Genomic DNA, 15,649 nt, shown 5'->3' on the forward strand with positions numbered 1-15,649 from the left:
CGACAGGCGGCGGCGGATACCAGAGTGGTATCCGCCGCAGGAGGGAGATCAGCCGAAAAAGCGGTTCAGATCCTCCTCCACAGTGCCGATGCCGGCGATGCCGAAGGTATCTGTCAGCACCTTGGCCACGTTGGGGGAGAGAAAGGCAGGCAGGGTGGGGCCCAGGTGGATGTTTTTCACGCCCAGGTGGAGCAGGGCCAGCAGGACAATCACCGCCTTCTGCTCATACCAGGCGATGTTATAGACGATGGGCAGGTCATTGATGTCGTCCAGGCCGAAGATCTCCTGGAGCTTGAGGGCGATGACAGCCAGGGAGTAGGAGTCGTTGCACTGGCCCGCGTCCAGCACCCGGGGGATGCCGTTGATGTTGCCCAGCTCCAGCTTGTTATACTTGTACTTGGCGCATCCGGCGGTGAGGATTACCGTGTCCTGGGGCAGGGCCTTGGCGAACTCGGTGTAGTAATCGCGGCTCTTGGCCCGGCCGTCGCAGCCAGCCATGACCACGAACTTGCGGATGGCACCGCTCTTGACGGCTTCCACCACCTGGTCGGCCAGAGCCAGCACCTGGTTGTGGGCAAAGCCGCCCACCAGGGTGCCCTGTTCCAGCTCAATGGGGGAGGGGCAGCGCCTGGCGTGGGCGATCAGGGCGGAAAAATCCTTGTGTCCCTGGCGGTCGGCCCCGATGTGGGGGCAGCCGGGAAAGCCCACTGCCCCGGTGGTATAGAGCCGGTTCTTGTAGCTGTCCTTCGGGGGCACCAGACAGTTGGTGGTCAGCAGGATGGGGCCGCGGAAGGCCTCGAACTCCTCCTTCTGCTGCCACCAGGCGTTGCCGTAGTTGCCCACAAAGTTGGGATACTTCTGAAAGGCGGGGTAGTAGTGGGCGGGTAGCATCTCGCCATGGGTGTAAACGTCCACGCCGGTCCCCACAGTCTGCTCCAGAAGCTGCTCCAGGTCGTGGAGGTCGTGGCCGGAGACCAGAATGGCGGGGTTATCCCGCACGCCCAGGTTCACCCGGGTCACCTCCGGGTGGCCGTAGGCGCTGGTGTTGGCCTCGTCCAGGGCGGCCATCACGTCCACACCGTACTTGCCGGTCTCCAGGGCGAGGGCGGTCAGCTCCTCCGCGGTGAGGGAGTCGTCCAGGGTCTTGGCCAGGGCCGCCTGGAGAAAGGCGTCCACGCCGGGGGCGGACTTGCCGTAGGCGTTGACGTGGTGATTGTAGGCGGCCATGCCCTTGAGCCCGTAGGTGATAAGCTCCCGCAGAGAGCGGATGTCCTCGTCGGCAGTGGACAAAATGCCAACGGCCTGGGCCTTGTCGTCCCAGTCACCGGAGCCGTCCCAGCGCGCGGCGGCGGACAGCCCCGCCCCGTCCAGCCGGGAGCGCAGGGCGGCATTCCGCTCCAGAGTGGCGCGGATGCGGGCCTGAAGTGCGTCATCATCAAAGTTGGCGTTGGTGATGGTTACAAACAGGTTTTCGGTCACCAGCCGGTCGTCCTCCGGGATGATGGCCTCGCCCTGGTTCCGCAGGGCGGTTGTGAGTTGGCAGAGACCGCGGGTCACATAGATGAGCAAATCCTGGAGCGCGGCGGTGCGGGCACTCTTGCCGCAGACGCCCGCCCGGGTGCAGCCGGTGCAGCCGGCGGTTTCCTGACACTGATAACAAAACATGTAAAGTCCTCCTTGTACGGGCGGAAGTATTGGAACTGTCCGCAAGTATAGCGGAGGCGCGGGGGAATGTATGTTGTAATTGCAACAGAAAAGGGGATTTGCTGTGGAAAGTGGCCCGACCGAACGGACAAAGGCCCAAAAGACTCTTGAGAACGGACTCCCAGTGTGTTAAAATAAAAATAAACTATTTAATTTGTCTTTATTGGGGGTGGACGGGATGCCTAGGGTCGCTTATTCGGAGGAGGAACGGGAGCGTATCCGGGTGGCATTGGTTCGGGTCGGACTCGATCTGATGACAAAGCAGGGGATTCAGCATACAACCGTTGAGCAGATATACAGAAGGGTTGGGATATCACGCACGTTTTTCTACTCCTTTTTCCCGACCAAGGAGGATCTGATCGTGGAGACGCTGTACCTCCAGCAGCCCAAAATTGTGGCATATGCGCGAAAGCTGATGGCAGATCCTGCTCTGAGCTGGCGTGATGGGGTGAGGCAATTCCTCCATGCCTGCTGCTATGGCGAGAAGAATGGGATCGCGGTTCTGACCATCGAGGAGCAGCAGCTCATTTTTAAGCGCCTGTCCAAAGAGAGTTGTCAGATGTTCCGCGAAAAGCAGGCCCGCCTGTTTGGAACCATACTGGAGAGTTTTGGAATCAGGGCGAATCGGGCAAATATCAGCCTGTTTACCAATCTGAGCCTCACGGTAATGGTCATACGCAGGGCGATCCCGGACACGCTTCCGCTGTTTGTGCCAGAGGCCGCCGATGAAACGGTGGAGTTTCAGATCAACGCGATCGCAGATGCCTTGGAGATATTGAAAGAGCAGGACTGATGGAATTGGAAAATCCGTCCGGATATTGAAGTACGATGTCGGATTCGGGCGGATTTAAGTCTGCTATAGATAAAGATAAATTATAAATTTAATTCTTATTTGAGTGTTCTTTATATGATATATATTTAGGAGGAGTATGCAATGGGGTTTTTTAGCAAACTGTTCAAGGGACCGGAAATTGATATGGAAAAGAGCGATGCAAATGCAAAGAAAATGCGTGCGCTGTTTCACCAAGCAGTAGGGGGCGGGGAGGATTACAGGTTGATATTTGGTTATACCGAGGATGTAAGCCGGTTCAACTATGGGTTCGTCCACGGGAGTAAAACAAAGATTGGGAATCTGCTGGTCGGTTGGAATGAGGAGAGTCAGACAATTGTAGTCGTTCCTACGGTCCCGGATCTTTCCGGCTGCGGCGAGCCGGTCTATTACCGCCGCTCCGAAATTTTGAAGGCATATCGAAATAAATATCCCACTGACGCATTCATTATCTATCCTGATAAGAAAAGCTATATTGGCATCCACGCCTATGACTGGTTGGAGGACGAAACATTGTATGTCTATGTGTCTCAGGAGAAGGAACTGGCGGCATTTACAGAATTTTTTATGAACTGCTTTGCAACGAAGTGAGACTCTGTTCCAGAACCCTATACATAGAAAATAATTTCACCAAAAGGGAGGCGTATACACGAACGCCTCCCTTTTTAGCAAAAAAAGAGACTTGCCTTATAAAAGCAAGTCTCTTGGTGGAGATAAGCGGGATCGAACCGCTGACCTCTTGAATGCCATTCAAGCGCTCTCCTGAGTCCATCGGTTACATACCCCCGTAACCGGGCTTCGGAGATGCGCTTCAATACGCAGTCTGTCACCACCGCTGCTGTGGCCGAAGCTAATCGGCCTATACTCTCTTTCCTGCTGATTATGATATAATTCTGATGTCCTACAAGAGAAAGAGGGTGTAATATGGAAAAAGAGTACATACCTGATGAGCCATATTGGTATCAATTTGGAAAATGTGTTTTTATTGTGGAACCTTACTACAATAAAAGTGGCGAAAGTATGGAAGACATCTTGTTGAAGTTACGATGGCTGGTCCGGATGAAAAATGCGGGATAAAGGTCGCAGGAAAAACCTAATATCGCGGTCAAAGCTGTTGCGCAAAAGGCTTATCCAAATAAGATCGCCCTAAAATCTTAGAGAGATATTGTTAATATCTCAGAGTCGCTTAAAAATCACCTATGCAACAAGATGATATCCAATTAAGCTTTTTTCAATAACACCTGCTACATACAATTTATGAATACCACTCAAGATTTCTTGCTCAGAAAAACGCTTAGATTTTTCTTCAGACCAATTCTTAAACCCAATAATAATATCTTCCGGTGTCATACTACCAGTTTGCTCAATTAAAAAGCAGATAGTGGATAAACACTCCAATTCGTGATCACTCTTTATAGCATTAACAAAGTCACAAGCTTTCTGAATGGGTATAAACAAATCGTTTATTGTATTATTTACAGATTCACTTACTATTTTGTTATATAAAATGATCTTTGCTTCTTCTGTGGTCTGTGTTTTATGATATTTCTGAAATTCACGAATTTTTTGACTTATAACATCGATTGAGTGATCATATGGCCCATATTTATATGCGGAGAAGCCAAAATATTTTTTGTGGGAGAAAACATTTACGAAGTACGCTGCTTTTTGTAATCTAAATTTGTTAAATTGATGCAACTGGTGTTTTATCTCCATTAACACAAGGGCTGATGCGCTGAGTTTGGGTTCTTGCACAGGCAAAGAAGAAAAACTCTTTGATGGTTCATAAATATATATATCAACGAATTGTGCAACAGGCTGCATCTTGTCGACAATAACTTCTTTTACATTTGTCCATATGAGCCCTCCGTTTCCACTGCCAAGAGGAGGTATCGCAATGCTTTCAATGTTGAGCTTACTAATCAATATCAATAATTCATCCAATCCAGTTTCAATATATTCAATCTTGGATTTTTCACGCCATTTATTCTTTGTGGGGAAGTTAATAATAATCTTTCCACACTCTCTAAAATAATGAAGTTTTCCGGGCTTTAATTGTCCATTTTTGCACGCCTTAATATAGTCAACATTATTCTCCGGAAATCGCAACTTAAACTGATAAGCTATACCCTTTCCCATATATCCTTCACAGTTTACTGTGTTGACCAGGGCATCGGCATTTGATTGAAGTAAATCTCCAGTCGTGTAAAAAAGCACAGAGACACCTCCCCTCTAAATTATATAACTTTAACTAGTTTACGGAAACATTCTGGCATTAACAGTTATTCGCACACGATTTGAATTTGGCGCTTGCATTATTTTCCTCTTAGTTTCTTCACTTGCAACAAAAATACAAGAGAAGGCTTCACATGGAATGTTATATGGCACAACACATTCAGCCATACAAGCTTTCTTAATCTCTGGGTCGCGATAATCTCGTCCACTTTCTCTATCTAAAATGTCCCAGCGGATTAACTTAAATCCTTCATCATACGGATAGATGTCTGGTTCGTCTTTATCTAATGGATGGGAAGGAATGATATAAAACTTATTTGTTTTATGCAGATCTCTAGAAATTGTAATTATTGCCATATTCTCTGCGCCATAAGTTTTACATATACGACCATCGAAGGGATTCTTAGAATAAAAATGGAAAAGAACATAATTAGACAATGCACTTTTATATGATTCTCGTTTACTTAATATCTCTGGATCTGCGATATCGTAGAACTTTGCTCCACCTTGTTTTTCCAGTTCTTTTCGAGGCATTAGACCATATTCCAAAATTGAAGGAATATTGTCAATATGAGTAATATGATACAATAACTTCCCTTGACTTGGAGCAGTGCCCATAAAACTCGCCTCCATAGCATTAAAGATTAAGTGACAAGTATATCATAGCTGAATTCCAAGAAAGCGTCAATCATTATATTGAATTCGCTTTTGCCTAACTGGACTACAGGCGGCGTTTTTTGATAAAAATCTGAAAGGAGGCGATAGTCGCCCATTGGCCAGCCATGAGGCTGGCTTTTTCTATTTCACGAAAAGGAGGTTTTTGATTGCCTGACAACAACCATATTCCCGATTCAGGGAAAGTAAACGAGCCCCCCAAGGCTGGGAACACAGAGCCTATTAAGGCCGATCCGCCTGTGGAGGAACAGCCCGCCCCGGTAAAGACGGAGCCCCCTGCGGTGGAGGACGCAGCTAAGACAGCGCCCCCTCCCGCAGCGGAAAAGCCCCCCGAGAACAAGGAAATCTCCGGCTCTACGGCGGAGCAGCCCGCTCCCGTCAGGGAGGACGTGCCCAAGGATAAAGAGGCTCCCGCCGCTGGGAAGGATACCCCGCCCAAGGGAAAGAAGCCCCTTGATAAGTCCTTGCCGGAGGACAAGCAGACCACGATTCCCGGTATGGAGGCCCCCGCTGGGAAGGTAGTGGATTTTGCCGCCGCCCGGGATGGGGCGGCCAAGGGGGAGCAAACAGACAAATCGCCGGATACCCCCAAGCCCCGCCGTGGGCGTAAGCCCAAGGAGGCCACTCAGGATAAGGATGATCCATCGGGCAAGGTTCGGGACAAAGTGTCCCGAGGCAAGCGCGGCAAGGCCGCCCCTGAGCGGGACGCTCCCGGAGGCGGCTCTGCCGCTGATGCTCCCGCCGTTGAGGGGGATACCCCTGCCGCAGATGTAGAGGCCGCCTTTGGGCTGAAGGACGCCACCCGCGCCACCAAGGAGGAGGTCGTTTACCTTGACCTCTCCGAACTCCACGCCTTTAAGGATCACCCTTTCAAGGTGCGGGAGGATGCGGAGATGCAATCCCTGGTGGAGAGCGTCAAGACCGGCGGCGTGAACCAGCCCGCCCTTGTCCGCCCCCGTGAGGGTGGCGGCTATGAGATCATTGCGGGCCACCGACGCCAAAAGGCCAGTGAGCTGGCCGGTTTTCGGAATATGCCCTGCATTGTCCGTGAAATGACGGATGACGAGGCCATCTTGGCTATGACAGACGATAACCTGCGGCACCGGGATCATATCCTCCCCACGGAGAAAGCCAAGGCACTCCAACAGCAGGTGGATGCCATTTCCCACCGGGGGGTCAAACTCCAAAATGTTGCCGAGGGCGATATTGGTAAACGTTCAACGGAGATTGTGGGTGCCCGGAATGGCCTAAACTATAAAAAGGTCATGCGGCTGATCCGCTTGAACTATCTGGTGCAGGAGCTGAAAGATAGGCTGGATGGGACGGCAATAAACGCGGACGGCAAGCCCGCAAAGAAAATCGCCTTTACCCCCGCTGTGGAGTTGTCCTATATCCGGCCCAAAAATCAGCGGCTCATCGCGGTGTCCATCGAGGGGGAGCAGGCGTCGCCCTCTGTATCCCAGGCAAAAAAGCTCCGGGAACTGGATGAAAAGGGCTTGCTCAACGGAGATGTCATTGATGGAATTTTAAGCGAGGAAAAGAAGGAGGTCGATCAAGTGATTATCAGCACACAGGAACTCAATAAATATTTTGGCCAGGAGGTCACTCCCCAGCAGATGAAAGCGCAGATCGTGGCGCTGCTGGACGAGTGGAAGGAAAAGCAGCCACCTGAGAAGAAAGCGGAACTGGAGAAGTAAGCCTTTGGGACGCTTTGTCCCAAGGGCTTACTTCATTTCTACATTATATTAGGAGGTGCGATTTTGAACATTTATCACCATACCCCCAGGCGGCTCATGGCGCTGGTGCTGGCCCTGGTGCTGTGCATCGGCATGGTGCCCAGCGCCTTTGCCGCTCAGGAGGACAACTATCACAATCCGGCAGAGAATTGGATTGAGGCGCTCAACCGCACCAACGAACTGGATGCCAATTCGGTGGTGACGATTGAAACATTTAACTGCTGCGAGTGCGGGCAGGCCACTTCGTTTGAAGTGTTCCGCGTGCCGGAGTACACCCGCAACGGGGAAACAGCCCTGACCCGCAACGTCAAGTATTCAGATGGTACTTGCCTGGACGGGGAAAGCAAGGGCGACCTGCTGGACGGCACCCCCGGCAAGGATGCCTACTACACCGGCTACCACTGGACGAAAGCGGTGTGCCAGACTTGCGGCACGTTCAATACCAACATGGGGGCCACCAATTACTCCTGTGGTAAAAATGTGTATTGGCTCTATGACTGCGCAGCGGATTTCTTTGAGGAACTGCCGGAAACGCAGACCATTGAGCAGGTAGACAGCGAGTATCACCGCGTCACCACTACTAGCGGGGAGTATTGCGCGTTCTGCTATGGCACGTTCAAGGAGGAAAATTCCACCCTGGAGCGCCACCACATGGAGGGCAGCATCCGCCCGGAGTTGGCCCATGACCGCTTTGTGGAAATGGACACCTGTGCTGATTGCGGCTATTCCGAAACCGCCTACACCGCCGCAAAGAGTGTCGTGGCGGACTACTTCGGCGTGGTGGACGGCCAGCCCCACACCGTCACCGTGTCAGATCTCTCCGACGCGGGCGTGACCACGGCGATCCGCTATGGCAACGAGGCAGGCTCCTGCACCCTGACTTCGGCCCCCAACTACACGGAGGCCGGGGATTATCCCGTGTATTATGAAATCACCTACACCTTTAAGGACACCAACATGGTGGAGGACGGCGTGGCCTTTGTACATCTCCGTGACGAAACAGTTGCCGGGGACGGCTCCTGCTCCTGCGGCTGTGGCAATCCCGATTGCGGCTGCCAGAACCCGGATTGTGACGGCTGCTGCTGCGATGATAAGGGGTGCGGCGAGAACCACAACTGGACGCTGCTGGACAGCGTAGACCCCACCTGTCTGACCCTGGGCTATGACCGCTATCTCTGTGTCGAGTGCGGCATGATTGAAAAGCGGGACTATGAGGCGGCCCTGGGCCACGCCTACCAGAGCTCTGTCATCCGGGAGGCCACCTGCGAGGTGCCCGGCAAGACCCTGGACATCTGCCAGCGGTGCGGCGATACCAAGGAGACCTCCATCCCCCAGGGGGAGCATGAGTTCTCTATTTCCACCATCTCCGCCACCTGCACCAGCCCCGGCTACACCCTGCGGGAGTGCGCCGTCTGCGGGGAGCGCCATATCGAGGACATCACCCCGGCGCTGGCCCACAACTATGTGAGCAAGACCACCCCGGCCACCTGTGAGGGCGGCGGCAAGACCATCCATCTCTGCGAGGGCTGCGGCTCCAGCTTTATCACGGATTACACCGACCCCCTGGGCCATAGCTGGGACGAGGGCAAGGAGATCACCGATGCCACCTGCACCGGCGAGGGTATGACCGAGTACACCTGTGTCCGCTGCGGGGCCACCCGTCTGGAGGGCGACGCGGCGGCGGGCCATGTGCCCGGCGCTCCCGCTACCTGCACCGAGCCCCAGCTTTGCGAGAAGTGCGGGGCCGTGATTGCCAACGCCCTGGGCCACGACTACCAGGAGGAAGTGATCGCGCCTACCTGCGAGGGCATGGGCCATACCACCTACATCTGCTCCCGCTGCGGCGATACCTATGACGGGGACTACACTGACCCCACCGGCCACACCCCCAGCGACTGGATTGTAGACGTGGAGCCCACCACAGATTCCGAGGGCTCCCGGCATAAGGAGTGCGAGGTCTGCGGAGAAACGGTGGAAACCGAGGAAATCGAGAAGATCTACAATCAATCCACCACGGACGAACACGGCGAGGCCATTGTGGGTGGGTATCTGGTGACGGTCAGCGACACCGATACCAAAAATCCCGTAGCCGGGGCCACCGTCACGCTCCGCGCGGATGAGTCCCTGTCCATCCGGCTGCCCTCTGGCCGCCTGTTGGACTATGACGACCAGACCACCATCCTTGTCCAGCTCGTCAAGGACAAGTCCCCTGTTTCCGGCATGGGTATCGCCGTCACTGACCGCAACGACAATTTCAGCAGCGGCAAGACGGATACCGCCGGGCAGCTCACTGTCCCCGGCGGCTCGGATTCCACCAACGAGGACGGCAAGGGCACCGTGGGCTGGGAGGACGAGGACGGCGACCGCTGGACGCTGACCGTCACCGTGGAGGACTATGAAACCAAGCGCCCGATCCCGGACGCCGGTATCTCCATCGGCTCCACCGGCAATATCACCGTCACCCTGCCGGACGGCGAGGACATGGACGAGGACAACCGCATCACCGTCACTGTTACCGACCATGAGCGCCAGCCCCAGGAGGGCCTGTCTGTCATCGTGAAGGGCGACCTGGGCCAGCGGGAAAGCGGCGAAACCGATGAGGCGGGCCAGCTCACCGTGCCCGAGGTGGCGGAGCTGGAGACCCACGGGGCCTATGTGGTGGGTTACACGGACGGCACCTTTGGGCCGGGCCGGAGTATGCGCCGCAGCGAGGCGGCCACTATCTTTGCCCGCCTGCTCTCCCAGCGCCTGGGTGAGCCCATCACCGCCCCCACGACCGCTACCTTCCCGGACGTGCCCGCCGATGCGTGGTACGCCGGGTATGTGTCCTACCTGACCCGCTATGGCGTGGCGGTGGGCTACACGGACGGCCTGTTCCACGGGGACGAGCCCATCTCCCGCGCCGAATTCACGGCTATGGCGGTGCGGTTCTTTGATGCCTACGGGGACGGCGACCAGGAGATCATGGAGGACTACCAGGACTTTTGGGATGTGTCCCCCGGCCATTGGGCGGCGGGCTACATTGAGGACGCGGCCCGGCACGGCTGGGTGGTAGGCTATGAGGACGGAACGTTCCAGCCGGAGGATGAAATCTCCCGCGCGGAGGTCGTTACCATCGTCAACCGCCTGCTGGGGCGCGAGGCCGACCAGGACTACATCGCCAGCGGCCCCCGTGGGCTGGTGCGTTTCCCGGACGTGCCCAGCAGCCATTGGGCCTACTATGACATTCTGGAGGCGTCCAACCACCACGAGGCGGACGTGTCCGGCGATCCCGAGGTCTGGCAGGAGAAGTAAGGAGCCCTGAGACACTTTGTCCCAAGGCTTTTGTGCTCGTCCATCCCGGAGCTCTGGCGGTATATATCCCCCGTCGCCGCCGTCCTTCCGGCGCAGGCGGGAGCGGGCAGTCAAGGGCAAGCCGCCGCAGAGCGGCGGGGGGGGGGGGGGGGGTGGGGGGGGGATGGGGGTGGGCTGAACGATCCCAAAGAGCATCTACATTTTAATGTATAACAGGAGGTATCTGAACATGAAAAGACCCCTTGCTTATATCACCGCCCCTTGGAAGGGCGACATAGCGGACAACGCGGAGCAGGCGGCGCAGTATTGCCGGGCTGTCTACGAGGCGGGCTATGCCCCCATCTGCCCCACGCTGTTTCTGCCCCTGTTCCTCAATGACCCGGTGCCCCAGGAGCATAAGGACGGCATCGACATTGGCCGCGACCTGCTCCGGCGCTCCCGGGTGCTGGTGGTCTGCGGCCACATCGTCACGGAGGAAATGAAAAACGACATCGCCATCGCCCAGCGGCTGGGGATCACGGCCACCACCCTGGAAGGCATTTTGACGGTGAAAGGCCAGGGGAAACGCTGATGCCCTCGCTCTTTGAGGCGTATATCACCAACCTTGGCAAGTACACCGAAGGTAAGATGGCAGGCGAAACGCTGAACTTCCCTACCACCACGGAGGAGGTGCAAGCCCTCCTAAAGCGCATCGGCGTGGACGGGGTACGCTACCAGGAGTTCTTCATTACCAGTTTTGACGGCGATGTGCTGGGGCTCTATGACTATCTCACTGAGTATGAGAATATCGACGAACTCAATCATTTGGCCTGTCTGCTCTCGGAAATGAGCCAGAGCGATTTGGAGAAGTTTGAGGCCATCATTGACGGCGGAGAACACACCTCCGACGTGAAAGACCTGATTAACCTGACGTACAATCTGGACTGCTACGATTTTTACCCCGACGTGGAGGACGAGGAAGCCCTGGGACGGCTGTATCTCCAGGAGTTTGAGGCTGTCCAGGTGCCGGAAAAACTGGTGGATTACATCGACTACGAGGCATACGGGCGGGATGTCCGTATCAATGAGAACGGGCATTTTGCCCCCGGCGGCTATGTGCGGGGCGGCTGGGATTTTACGGAGGTCTATCACGGCATCCAGGACATCCCTGCCGAGCACAAGGTATTCGCCCTGCCCCGGCTCAATATCCGGGAGCAGATGGCAGCCTATCAAGAAGTGATAGACCGCTCCTCTTTAGAGGGGGAGAGACATCCGCCCACCAATGCCCGTGAGGATCGGTAGCCCTTTGGGACACTTTGTCCCAAGGGGCTTTTGTCATATCTGGAGGAGGTGATTGACTGGTAGACGAGGAAGTGTCCCGGCGCACCATAGCGGTCTATGTGAAGGCGGGCAAGCTGACCACCCGGACGCTGGCCCTGGCGCTGCAGGCGGCGGGGCGGCAGATTCGCAAGGCGCACCAAGCCCACCAAACACCCCACGGCAGGCAGACGGTACGGAAACTGATGGCCCACGGTGCGAACACGAACAGCGCCCCCGTGGAGGCCCCGGCCCTCTTTGACCGGGTGGCCCGCAAAATGAACGTGGACTACGCTTTCTACAAGACCAAAGAGGGGAAATACCTGCTGTTCTTCAAATCCGGCCAGGCGGACGCCATTTCCGCCTGTTTCTCGGAGTATTCCCATCTGGTGCTCCGCCGGGGGAGATCCCGCAAGACGCCCATCATGGAGCAGTTAAAAAACGCCCAGGAGCAGGTGCGGCAGCAGCCCCACCGTGAGCAGGAGCGCGTAAAGGAGATGGTACATGAAGATCGGTAACGTCAAGAAAATCCTTTTACCCAACCTGCCCTACCTGTTCTTTTTGTGGGCTTTTCTGAAAATAGGCACCGCCTACCGGCTGGCCCCCGGCGCGGACTTCGCCCACAAGCTCATCGGCCTGGGTCAGACCATCGGCCCGGCCTTTGCCGACCTCGCCCCGGGGCTCCACCCCTTTGATTGGCTGGTGGGGATCGTCGGGGCGGCGGCGCTCCGGCTGGTGGTGTACGCCAAAGCAAAGCGGGCAAAGAAGTTCCGCCGGGATGAGGAGTACGGTTCGGCGCGATGGGGCGGCCCCAGAGATATTGAGCCGTTCACCGATCCCAAGTTTGAGAACAACGTCATTCTCACCGGGACGGAACTGCTCACCATGAACACCCGGCCCAAAAATCCCGCCAACGCCCGCAACCTCAACGCCTGCGTGGTGGGCTCGTCCGGCTCCGGCAAGACCCGGTTCTGGCTGACCCCCCAACTTTTGCAGGCTCATTCTTCCTATGTTTGTGTAGATCCAAAATCCAGCGTCTTGTCCCAAGTCGGTTCTTTTTTACAGCGGCGTGGGTACAAAATCAAGGTGTTCAACAGCATTGATTTTTCAAAATCCATGCACTATAACCCCTTGGCCTACGTCCGCAACGAGGCGGACATTCTAAAGTTTGTGAATACCTTGATTGCCAATACCAAGGGCGAGGGCAAGGAAAGTGACCCGTTCTGGACAAAGGCGGAAACGCTGCTCTACTGCGCTCTCATCGCCTATATCATCTTCGAGGGCCCGCCGGAGGACAGGAATATGAATACTTTGGTGGATATGATCTCCGGCATGGAGGTCAAGGAGAACGACGAGGACTACATGAACGCGGTGGACTATATGTTCAAGGGCCTGGAAAAGCGAAAGCCGGATTGCTTTGCGGTCAAGCAGTACAAAAAGTACAAGCTGGCCAGCGGCAAGACGGCAAAATCCATCCTGATCTCCTGCGGGGCCCGCCTCGCCCCCTTTGACATCCCCCAGCTCCGGGAGATCATGGCCTATGACGAACTGGAACTTGACCGCATGGGCGACAGGCGCACAGCAACCTTTTTCTGCATCAGCGACACCGACAGCACCTACAATTTCCTGGTGGCGCTGGCCTTTTCGCAGATGTTCAATCTGTTGTGTGAGCGGGCGGACAACAAGTACGGGGGTCGCCTGCCCCATCATGTGCGGGTGCTGTGGGACGAGGCGGCCAACACGGGACAGGTGCCAAACCTGGAAAAGCTGGTGGCCGTCATCCGTTCCCGGGAGGTGTCGCTGACGCTCTTTTACCAGCAGTTAGCGCAGTGCAAGGCCATCTATGACAAACACGCGGAAACCATTTTAGGCAACATGGATTCCGTGGTGTTCCTGGGAGGCCGCGAGAGCTCCACCATCAAGGAGATCTCGGAGAACTGGCTGGGCAAGGCCACCATCTATATGCAGACGGACGGGCGCTCCAAGGGCCAGTCCGAGAGCTATAACCTCAACACCCAGCGGCTGGGCCGAGAGCTGATGACCCCCAGTGAGCTTGCCACCATGCCCGGTGACAGGTGCATCTTGCAGCTCCGGGGCCTGCCGCCCTTCTATTCCCCTAAGTACGATTTGAAACGCCACCCCAACTATAAGTTTACGGCGGAGGCGGACAAAAAGCGCAACGCCTTTGACCTGGACAAGCTGATCCGCCGTAGGCGGCGGCCCGGTCTGGACGAGGTGTGCGAGGTGTTCCAGGTGGACGAGCCGATCCCGCTCACGGAGGAGGACGAGGACATCCTCAACTATGACGATGTGGACGACCCGGACGCCTTTTAAGATAGATACCTTTTTATTATTGTTCCTTTGGGACAAAGTGTCCCAAGGCAGCGCCGCCAGTTTTGGCGGCTTAATTTTTTGCCCGGAACTATCCGGAGAAATGGAGGTTTTATGGAGTTTTTCAGTTCCGCGATCACTACTTTGCAGACCCTTGTTGTGGCTCTGGGCGCTGGCCTGGGCGTGTGGGGCGTCGTGAACCTGCTGGAAGGTTATGGTTCCGACAACCCCGGCTCCAAGTCACAGGGAATTAAGCAGCTTATGGCCGGCGGCGGCATCATCCTGCTGGGCACCACCCTGATCCCTGTTCTGAGCACCCTGTTTTAAGGCTGGCCGCCTATGGATTTTCTCACCGACTGGCTCACAGGCTGGCTGAAAGACCTGCTCATTGACGGCATCATGGGAAACCTGGGCGGGCTGTTTGACAACGTGAACGCCTCAGTCGGGGACGTGGCGGCACAGGTGGGAACCACCCCGGCGGCGTGGAACGCCGGGGTGTTCTCCCTGATCCGGCAGCTCTCCGAGACGGTGATCCTGCCGATAGCGGGCATGGTGCTGACCTTTGTTGCCACCTATGAGCTCATTCAGATGCTTTTGGAAAAGAACAATATGCACGAGGTTGACGTGGCGAACATCTACAAGTGGATGTTCAAGACGGCCATTGCCATCCTGATTCTTTCCAACACTTTCAATATTGTCATGGCGGTGTTCGACGTGAGCCAGAGCGTCATCGCGGATGCCAGCGGGCTTGTCCAGGGCTCCACAGACATCTCGGCGGATATGCTGGCAGAGTTGGAAACCACGCTGGAGGGCATGGGCATCGGCTCCCTGCTGGGGCTGTTCATGCAGTCCATTCTCATCCAGGTGTGTATGTTCGCGCTGAACATCATCATCTTTGTCATCGTGTATGGCCGTATGCTGGAAATTTACGGCGCGTCCAGAAGCGCCGCTTTTCATCCAAAGGCGGTGTGCGGGCATTTTGGGAACCCGGCTTTAGCAAGCCGGTAAAGAAAAGTATCAAAGACGTGAAAAGCGTCACTTTAGCGTCATCCGATTTACCCCGGAGGGAAACCACAAGGGGGACAATAGCGTATCGGAAAAATCGCAAGTTGGGAAAACCATCTACCCACGACTGAGCGGCAAGACGCAACATTGTGAATGAGGAGCAAGGCTAAACTGCTTTAAGGGTAGTCCGAGGCGGGATACTCGACCCGGCGGCGCAGGATGGTTGTATTCGCCGTATGTCATAGCGGAATGTGACAGGTAAACACAGACCGCACGATACTTATGACAGCCAGCCGCAGTAAGCGGAAAAGGACGAAAATCCACTACCGACATCACAATACGCTTATCCCAAAGTGTCTAACTGGAGATTGCCTAAACCGGAACGCCGGAACTATCCGGCTATGCGTAATGCCGCAAGGCGATAAATTTCAAGGGGTAAAAACCCAAGAAAGATGACGCTGAATATCCAGCATGGCAACGGAGCCTCCGTAGTAGTCCGAGGGCGGGAAAGCCGTCTACATGGCGAAGGGAGGCAGGATGTCAA

At 55.4% G+C, this 15,649-nt stretch carries 13 protein-coding genes, 1 tRNA gene and 2 pseudogenes; 12 read left to right on the plus strand and 4 right to left on the minus strand.

What is annotated here, in order from left to right; translation table 11 throughout:
* Positions 1-48: 48 nt before the first annotated feature.
* A complete protein-coding gene (hcp, locus tag ACESY8_RS00165) occupies positions 49-1,665 on the minus strand; it encodes a hydroxylamine reductase (protein WP_054338787.1) in 1,617 nt (538 codons plus the stop codon).
* Between the two features lie 217 nt (positions 1,666-1,882).
* Between hcp and ACESY8_RS00170 the strand changes: the two are divergent.
* From ACESY8_RS00170 to ACESY8_RS00180, 3 genes and pseudogenes are all read left to right on the plus strand, one after another.
* Positions 1,883-2,059: pseudogene (locus ACESY8_RS00170) on the plus strand (TetR/AcrR family transcriptional regulator); the annotation flags it as partial.
* Between the two features lie 6 nt (positions 2,060-2,065).
* The gene (locus ACESY8_RS00175) at positions 2,066-2,497 is read left to right on the plus strand and encodes a TetR/AcrR family transcriptional regulator (RefSeq protein WP_434307692.1); all 432 of its coding nucleotides are present in this window, start codon (positions 2,066-2,068) and stop codon (positions 2,495-2,497) included.
* 141 nt (positions 2,498-2,638) lie between these two features.
* Positions 2,639-3,124 (plus strand): hypothetical protein, encoded by a 486-nt coding sequence (locus tag ACESY8_RS00180; RefSeq protein ID WP_007490401.1) that lies wholly within the window; start codon positions 2,639-2,641, stop codon positions 3,122-3,124.
* A gap of 114 nt (positions 3,125-3,238) precedes the next feature.
* Here ACESY8_RS00180 and ACESY8_RS00185 read toward each other — a convergent pair.
* A tRNA-Ala gene (locus ACESY8_RS00185) sits at positions 3,239-3,320 on the minus strand.
* 137 nt (positions 3,321-3,457) lie between these two features.
* Here ACESY8_RS00185 and ACESY8_RS00190 point away from each other — a divergent pair.
* A complete protein-coding gene (locus tag ACESY8_RS00190; RefSeq protein WP_164468432.1) occupies positions 3,458-3,610 on the plus strand; it encodes a hypothetical protein in 153 nt (50 codons plus the stop codon).
* A gap of 120 nt (positions 3,611-3,730) precedes the next feature.
* Here the strand turns inward: ACESY8_RS00190 and darG are convergent, their stop codons facing one another.
* Together darG and ACESY8_RS00200 are read right to left on the minus strand one after the other, a co-directional pair.
* On the minus strand, positions 3,731-4,750 hold the full coding sequence (darG, locus tag ACESY8_RS00195; RefSeq protein WP_204681439.1) for a type II toxin-antitoxin system antitoxin DNA ADP-ribosyl glycohydrolase DarG: 1,020 nt from the start codon (positions 4,748-4,750) through the stop codon (positions 3,731-3,733).
* Between the two features lie 39 nt (positions 4,751-4,789).
* Complete coding sequence (locus tag ACESY8_RS00200; protein ID WP_162231856.1) at positions 4,790-5,386, minus strand: DarT ssDNA thymidine ADP-ribosyltransferase family protein; 597 nt, start codon at positions 5,384-5,386, stop codon at positions 4,790-4,792.
* Between the two features lie 296 nt (positions 5,387-5,682).
* On the opposite strand from ACESY8_RS00200, the gene ACESY8_RS00205 reads away from it, so the two are divergent.
* The 8 genes and pseudogenes from ACESY8_RS00205 to ACESY8_RS00240 all read left to right on the plus strand — a co-directional run.
* Entirely contained in the window at positions 5,683-7,140 is a 1,458-nt protein-coding gene (locus ACESY8_RS00205) for a ParB/RepB/Spo0J family partition protein (protein WP_434307691.1), read from the plus strand.
* A 63-nt stretch (positions 7,141-7,203) separates the two neighbouring features.
* Positions 7,204-10,473 (plus strand): S-layer homology domain-containing protein, encoded by a 3,270-nt coding sequence (locus ACESY8_RS00210; RefSeq protein WP_243427576.1) that lies wholly within the window; start codon positions 7,204-7,206, stop codon positions 10,471-10,473.
* A gap of 229 nt (positions 10,474-10,702) precedes the next feature.
* On the plus strand, positions 10,703-11,044 hold the full coding sequence (locus ACESY8_RS00215; protein ID WP_054338791.1) for a DUF7768 domain-containing protein: 342 nt from the start codon (positions 10,703-10,705) through the stop codon (positions 11,042-11,044).
* Positions 11,044-11,754: an antirestriction protein ArdA gene (locus ACESY8_RS00220; protein WP_054338792.1), complete on the plus strand. Its 711-nt coding sequence runs from the start codon at positions 11,044-11,046 to the stop codon at positions 11,752-11,754. The genes ACESY8_RS00215 and ACESY8_RS00220 overlap by 1 nt, the downstream gene beginning before the upstream one ends.
* Positions 11,755-11,825: 71 nt before the next feature.
* Positions 11,826-12,287 (plus strand): PcfB family protein, encoded by a 462-nt coding sequence (locus ACESY8_RS00225; RefSeq protein WP_369848301.1) that lies wholly within the window; start codon positions 11,826-11,828, stop codon positions 12,285-12,287.
* Positions 12,274-14,103 carry a VirD4-like conjugal transfer protein, CD1115 family gene (locus ACESY8_RS00230; RefSeq protein WP_204681440.1) on the plus strand — a complete coding sequence of 610 codons (1,830 nt, stop codon included), beginning with the start codon at positions 12,274-12,276 and terminating at the stop codon, positions 14,101-14,103. Before ACESY8_RS00225 ends, ACESY8_RS00230 begins: the two co-directional genes overlap by 14 nt.
* 111 nt (positions 14,104-14,214) lie before the next feature.
* Positions 14,215-14,427, plus strand: coding sequence for a Maff2 family mobile element protein (locus ACESY8_RS00235; protein WP_054338793.1), 213 nt, complete (start codon positions 14,215-14,217; stop codon positions 14,425-14,427).
* Positions 14,428-14,439: 12 nt separating this feature from the next.
* Positions 14,440-15,030, plus strand: a pseudogene (locus tag ACESY8_RS00240) (VirB6/TrbL-like conjugal transfer protein, CD1112 family); the annotation flags it as partial.
* Positions 15,031-15,649: the final 619 nt, after the last annotated feature.

The sequence above is a fragment of the Clostridium sp. ATCC BAA-442 genome (genome assembly GCF_964239415.1).
GTDB lineage: Bacteria > Bacillota > Clostridia > Oscillospirales > Oscillospiraceae > Flavonifractor > Flavonifractor plautii.

What these genes read in the sequence shown, in the direction of transcription:
- hcp (WP_054338787.1), bottom strand. Translation starts at nt 1,665, where the DNA reads ATGTTTTGTTATCAGTGTCAGGAAACCGCCGGCTGCACCGGCTGCACC.
- ACESY8_RS00235 (WP_054338793.1), top strand. Translation starts at nt 14,215, where the DNA reads ATGGAGTTTTTCAGTTCCGCGATCACTACTTTGCAGACCCTTGTTGTG.
- ACESY8_RS00190 (WP_164468432.1), top strand. Translation starts at nt 3,458, where the DNA reads ATGGAAAAAGAGTACATACCTGATGAGCCATATTGGTATCAATTTGGA.
- ACESY8_RS00215 (WP_054338791.1), top strand. Translation starts at nt 10,703, where the DNA reads ATGAAAAGACCCCTTGCTTATATCACCGCCCCTTGGAAGGGCGACATA.
- ACESY8_RS00180 (WP_007490401.1), top strand. Translation starts at nt 2,639, where the DNA reads ATGGGGTTTTTTAGCAAACTGTTCAAGGGACCGGAAATTGATATGGAA.
- ACESY8_RS00230 (WP_204681440.1), top strand. Translation starts at nt 12,274, where the DNA reads ATGAAGATCGGTAACGTCAAGAAAATCCTTTTACCCAACCTGCCCTAC.
- ACESY8_RS00200 (WP_162231856.1), bottom strand. Translation starts at nt 5,386, where the DNA reads ATGGGCACTGCTCCAAGTCAAGGGAAGTTATTGTATCATATTACTCAT.
- ACESY8_RS00220 (WP_054338792.1), top strand. Translation starts at nt 11,044, where the DNA reads ATGCCCTCGCTCTTTGAGGCGTATATCACCAACCTTGGCAAGTACACC.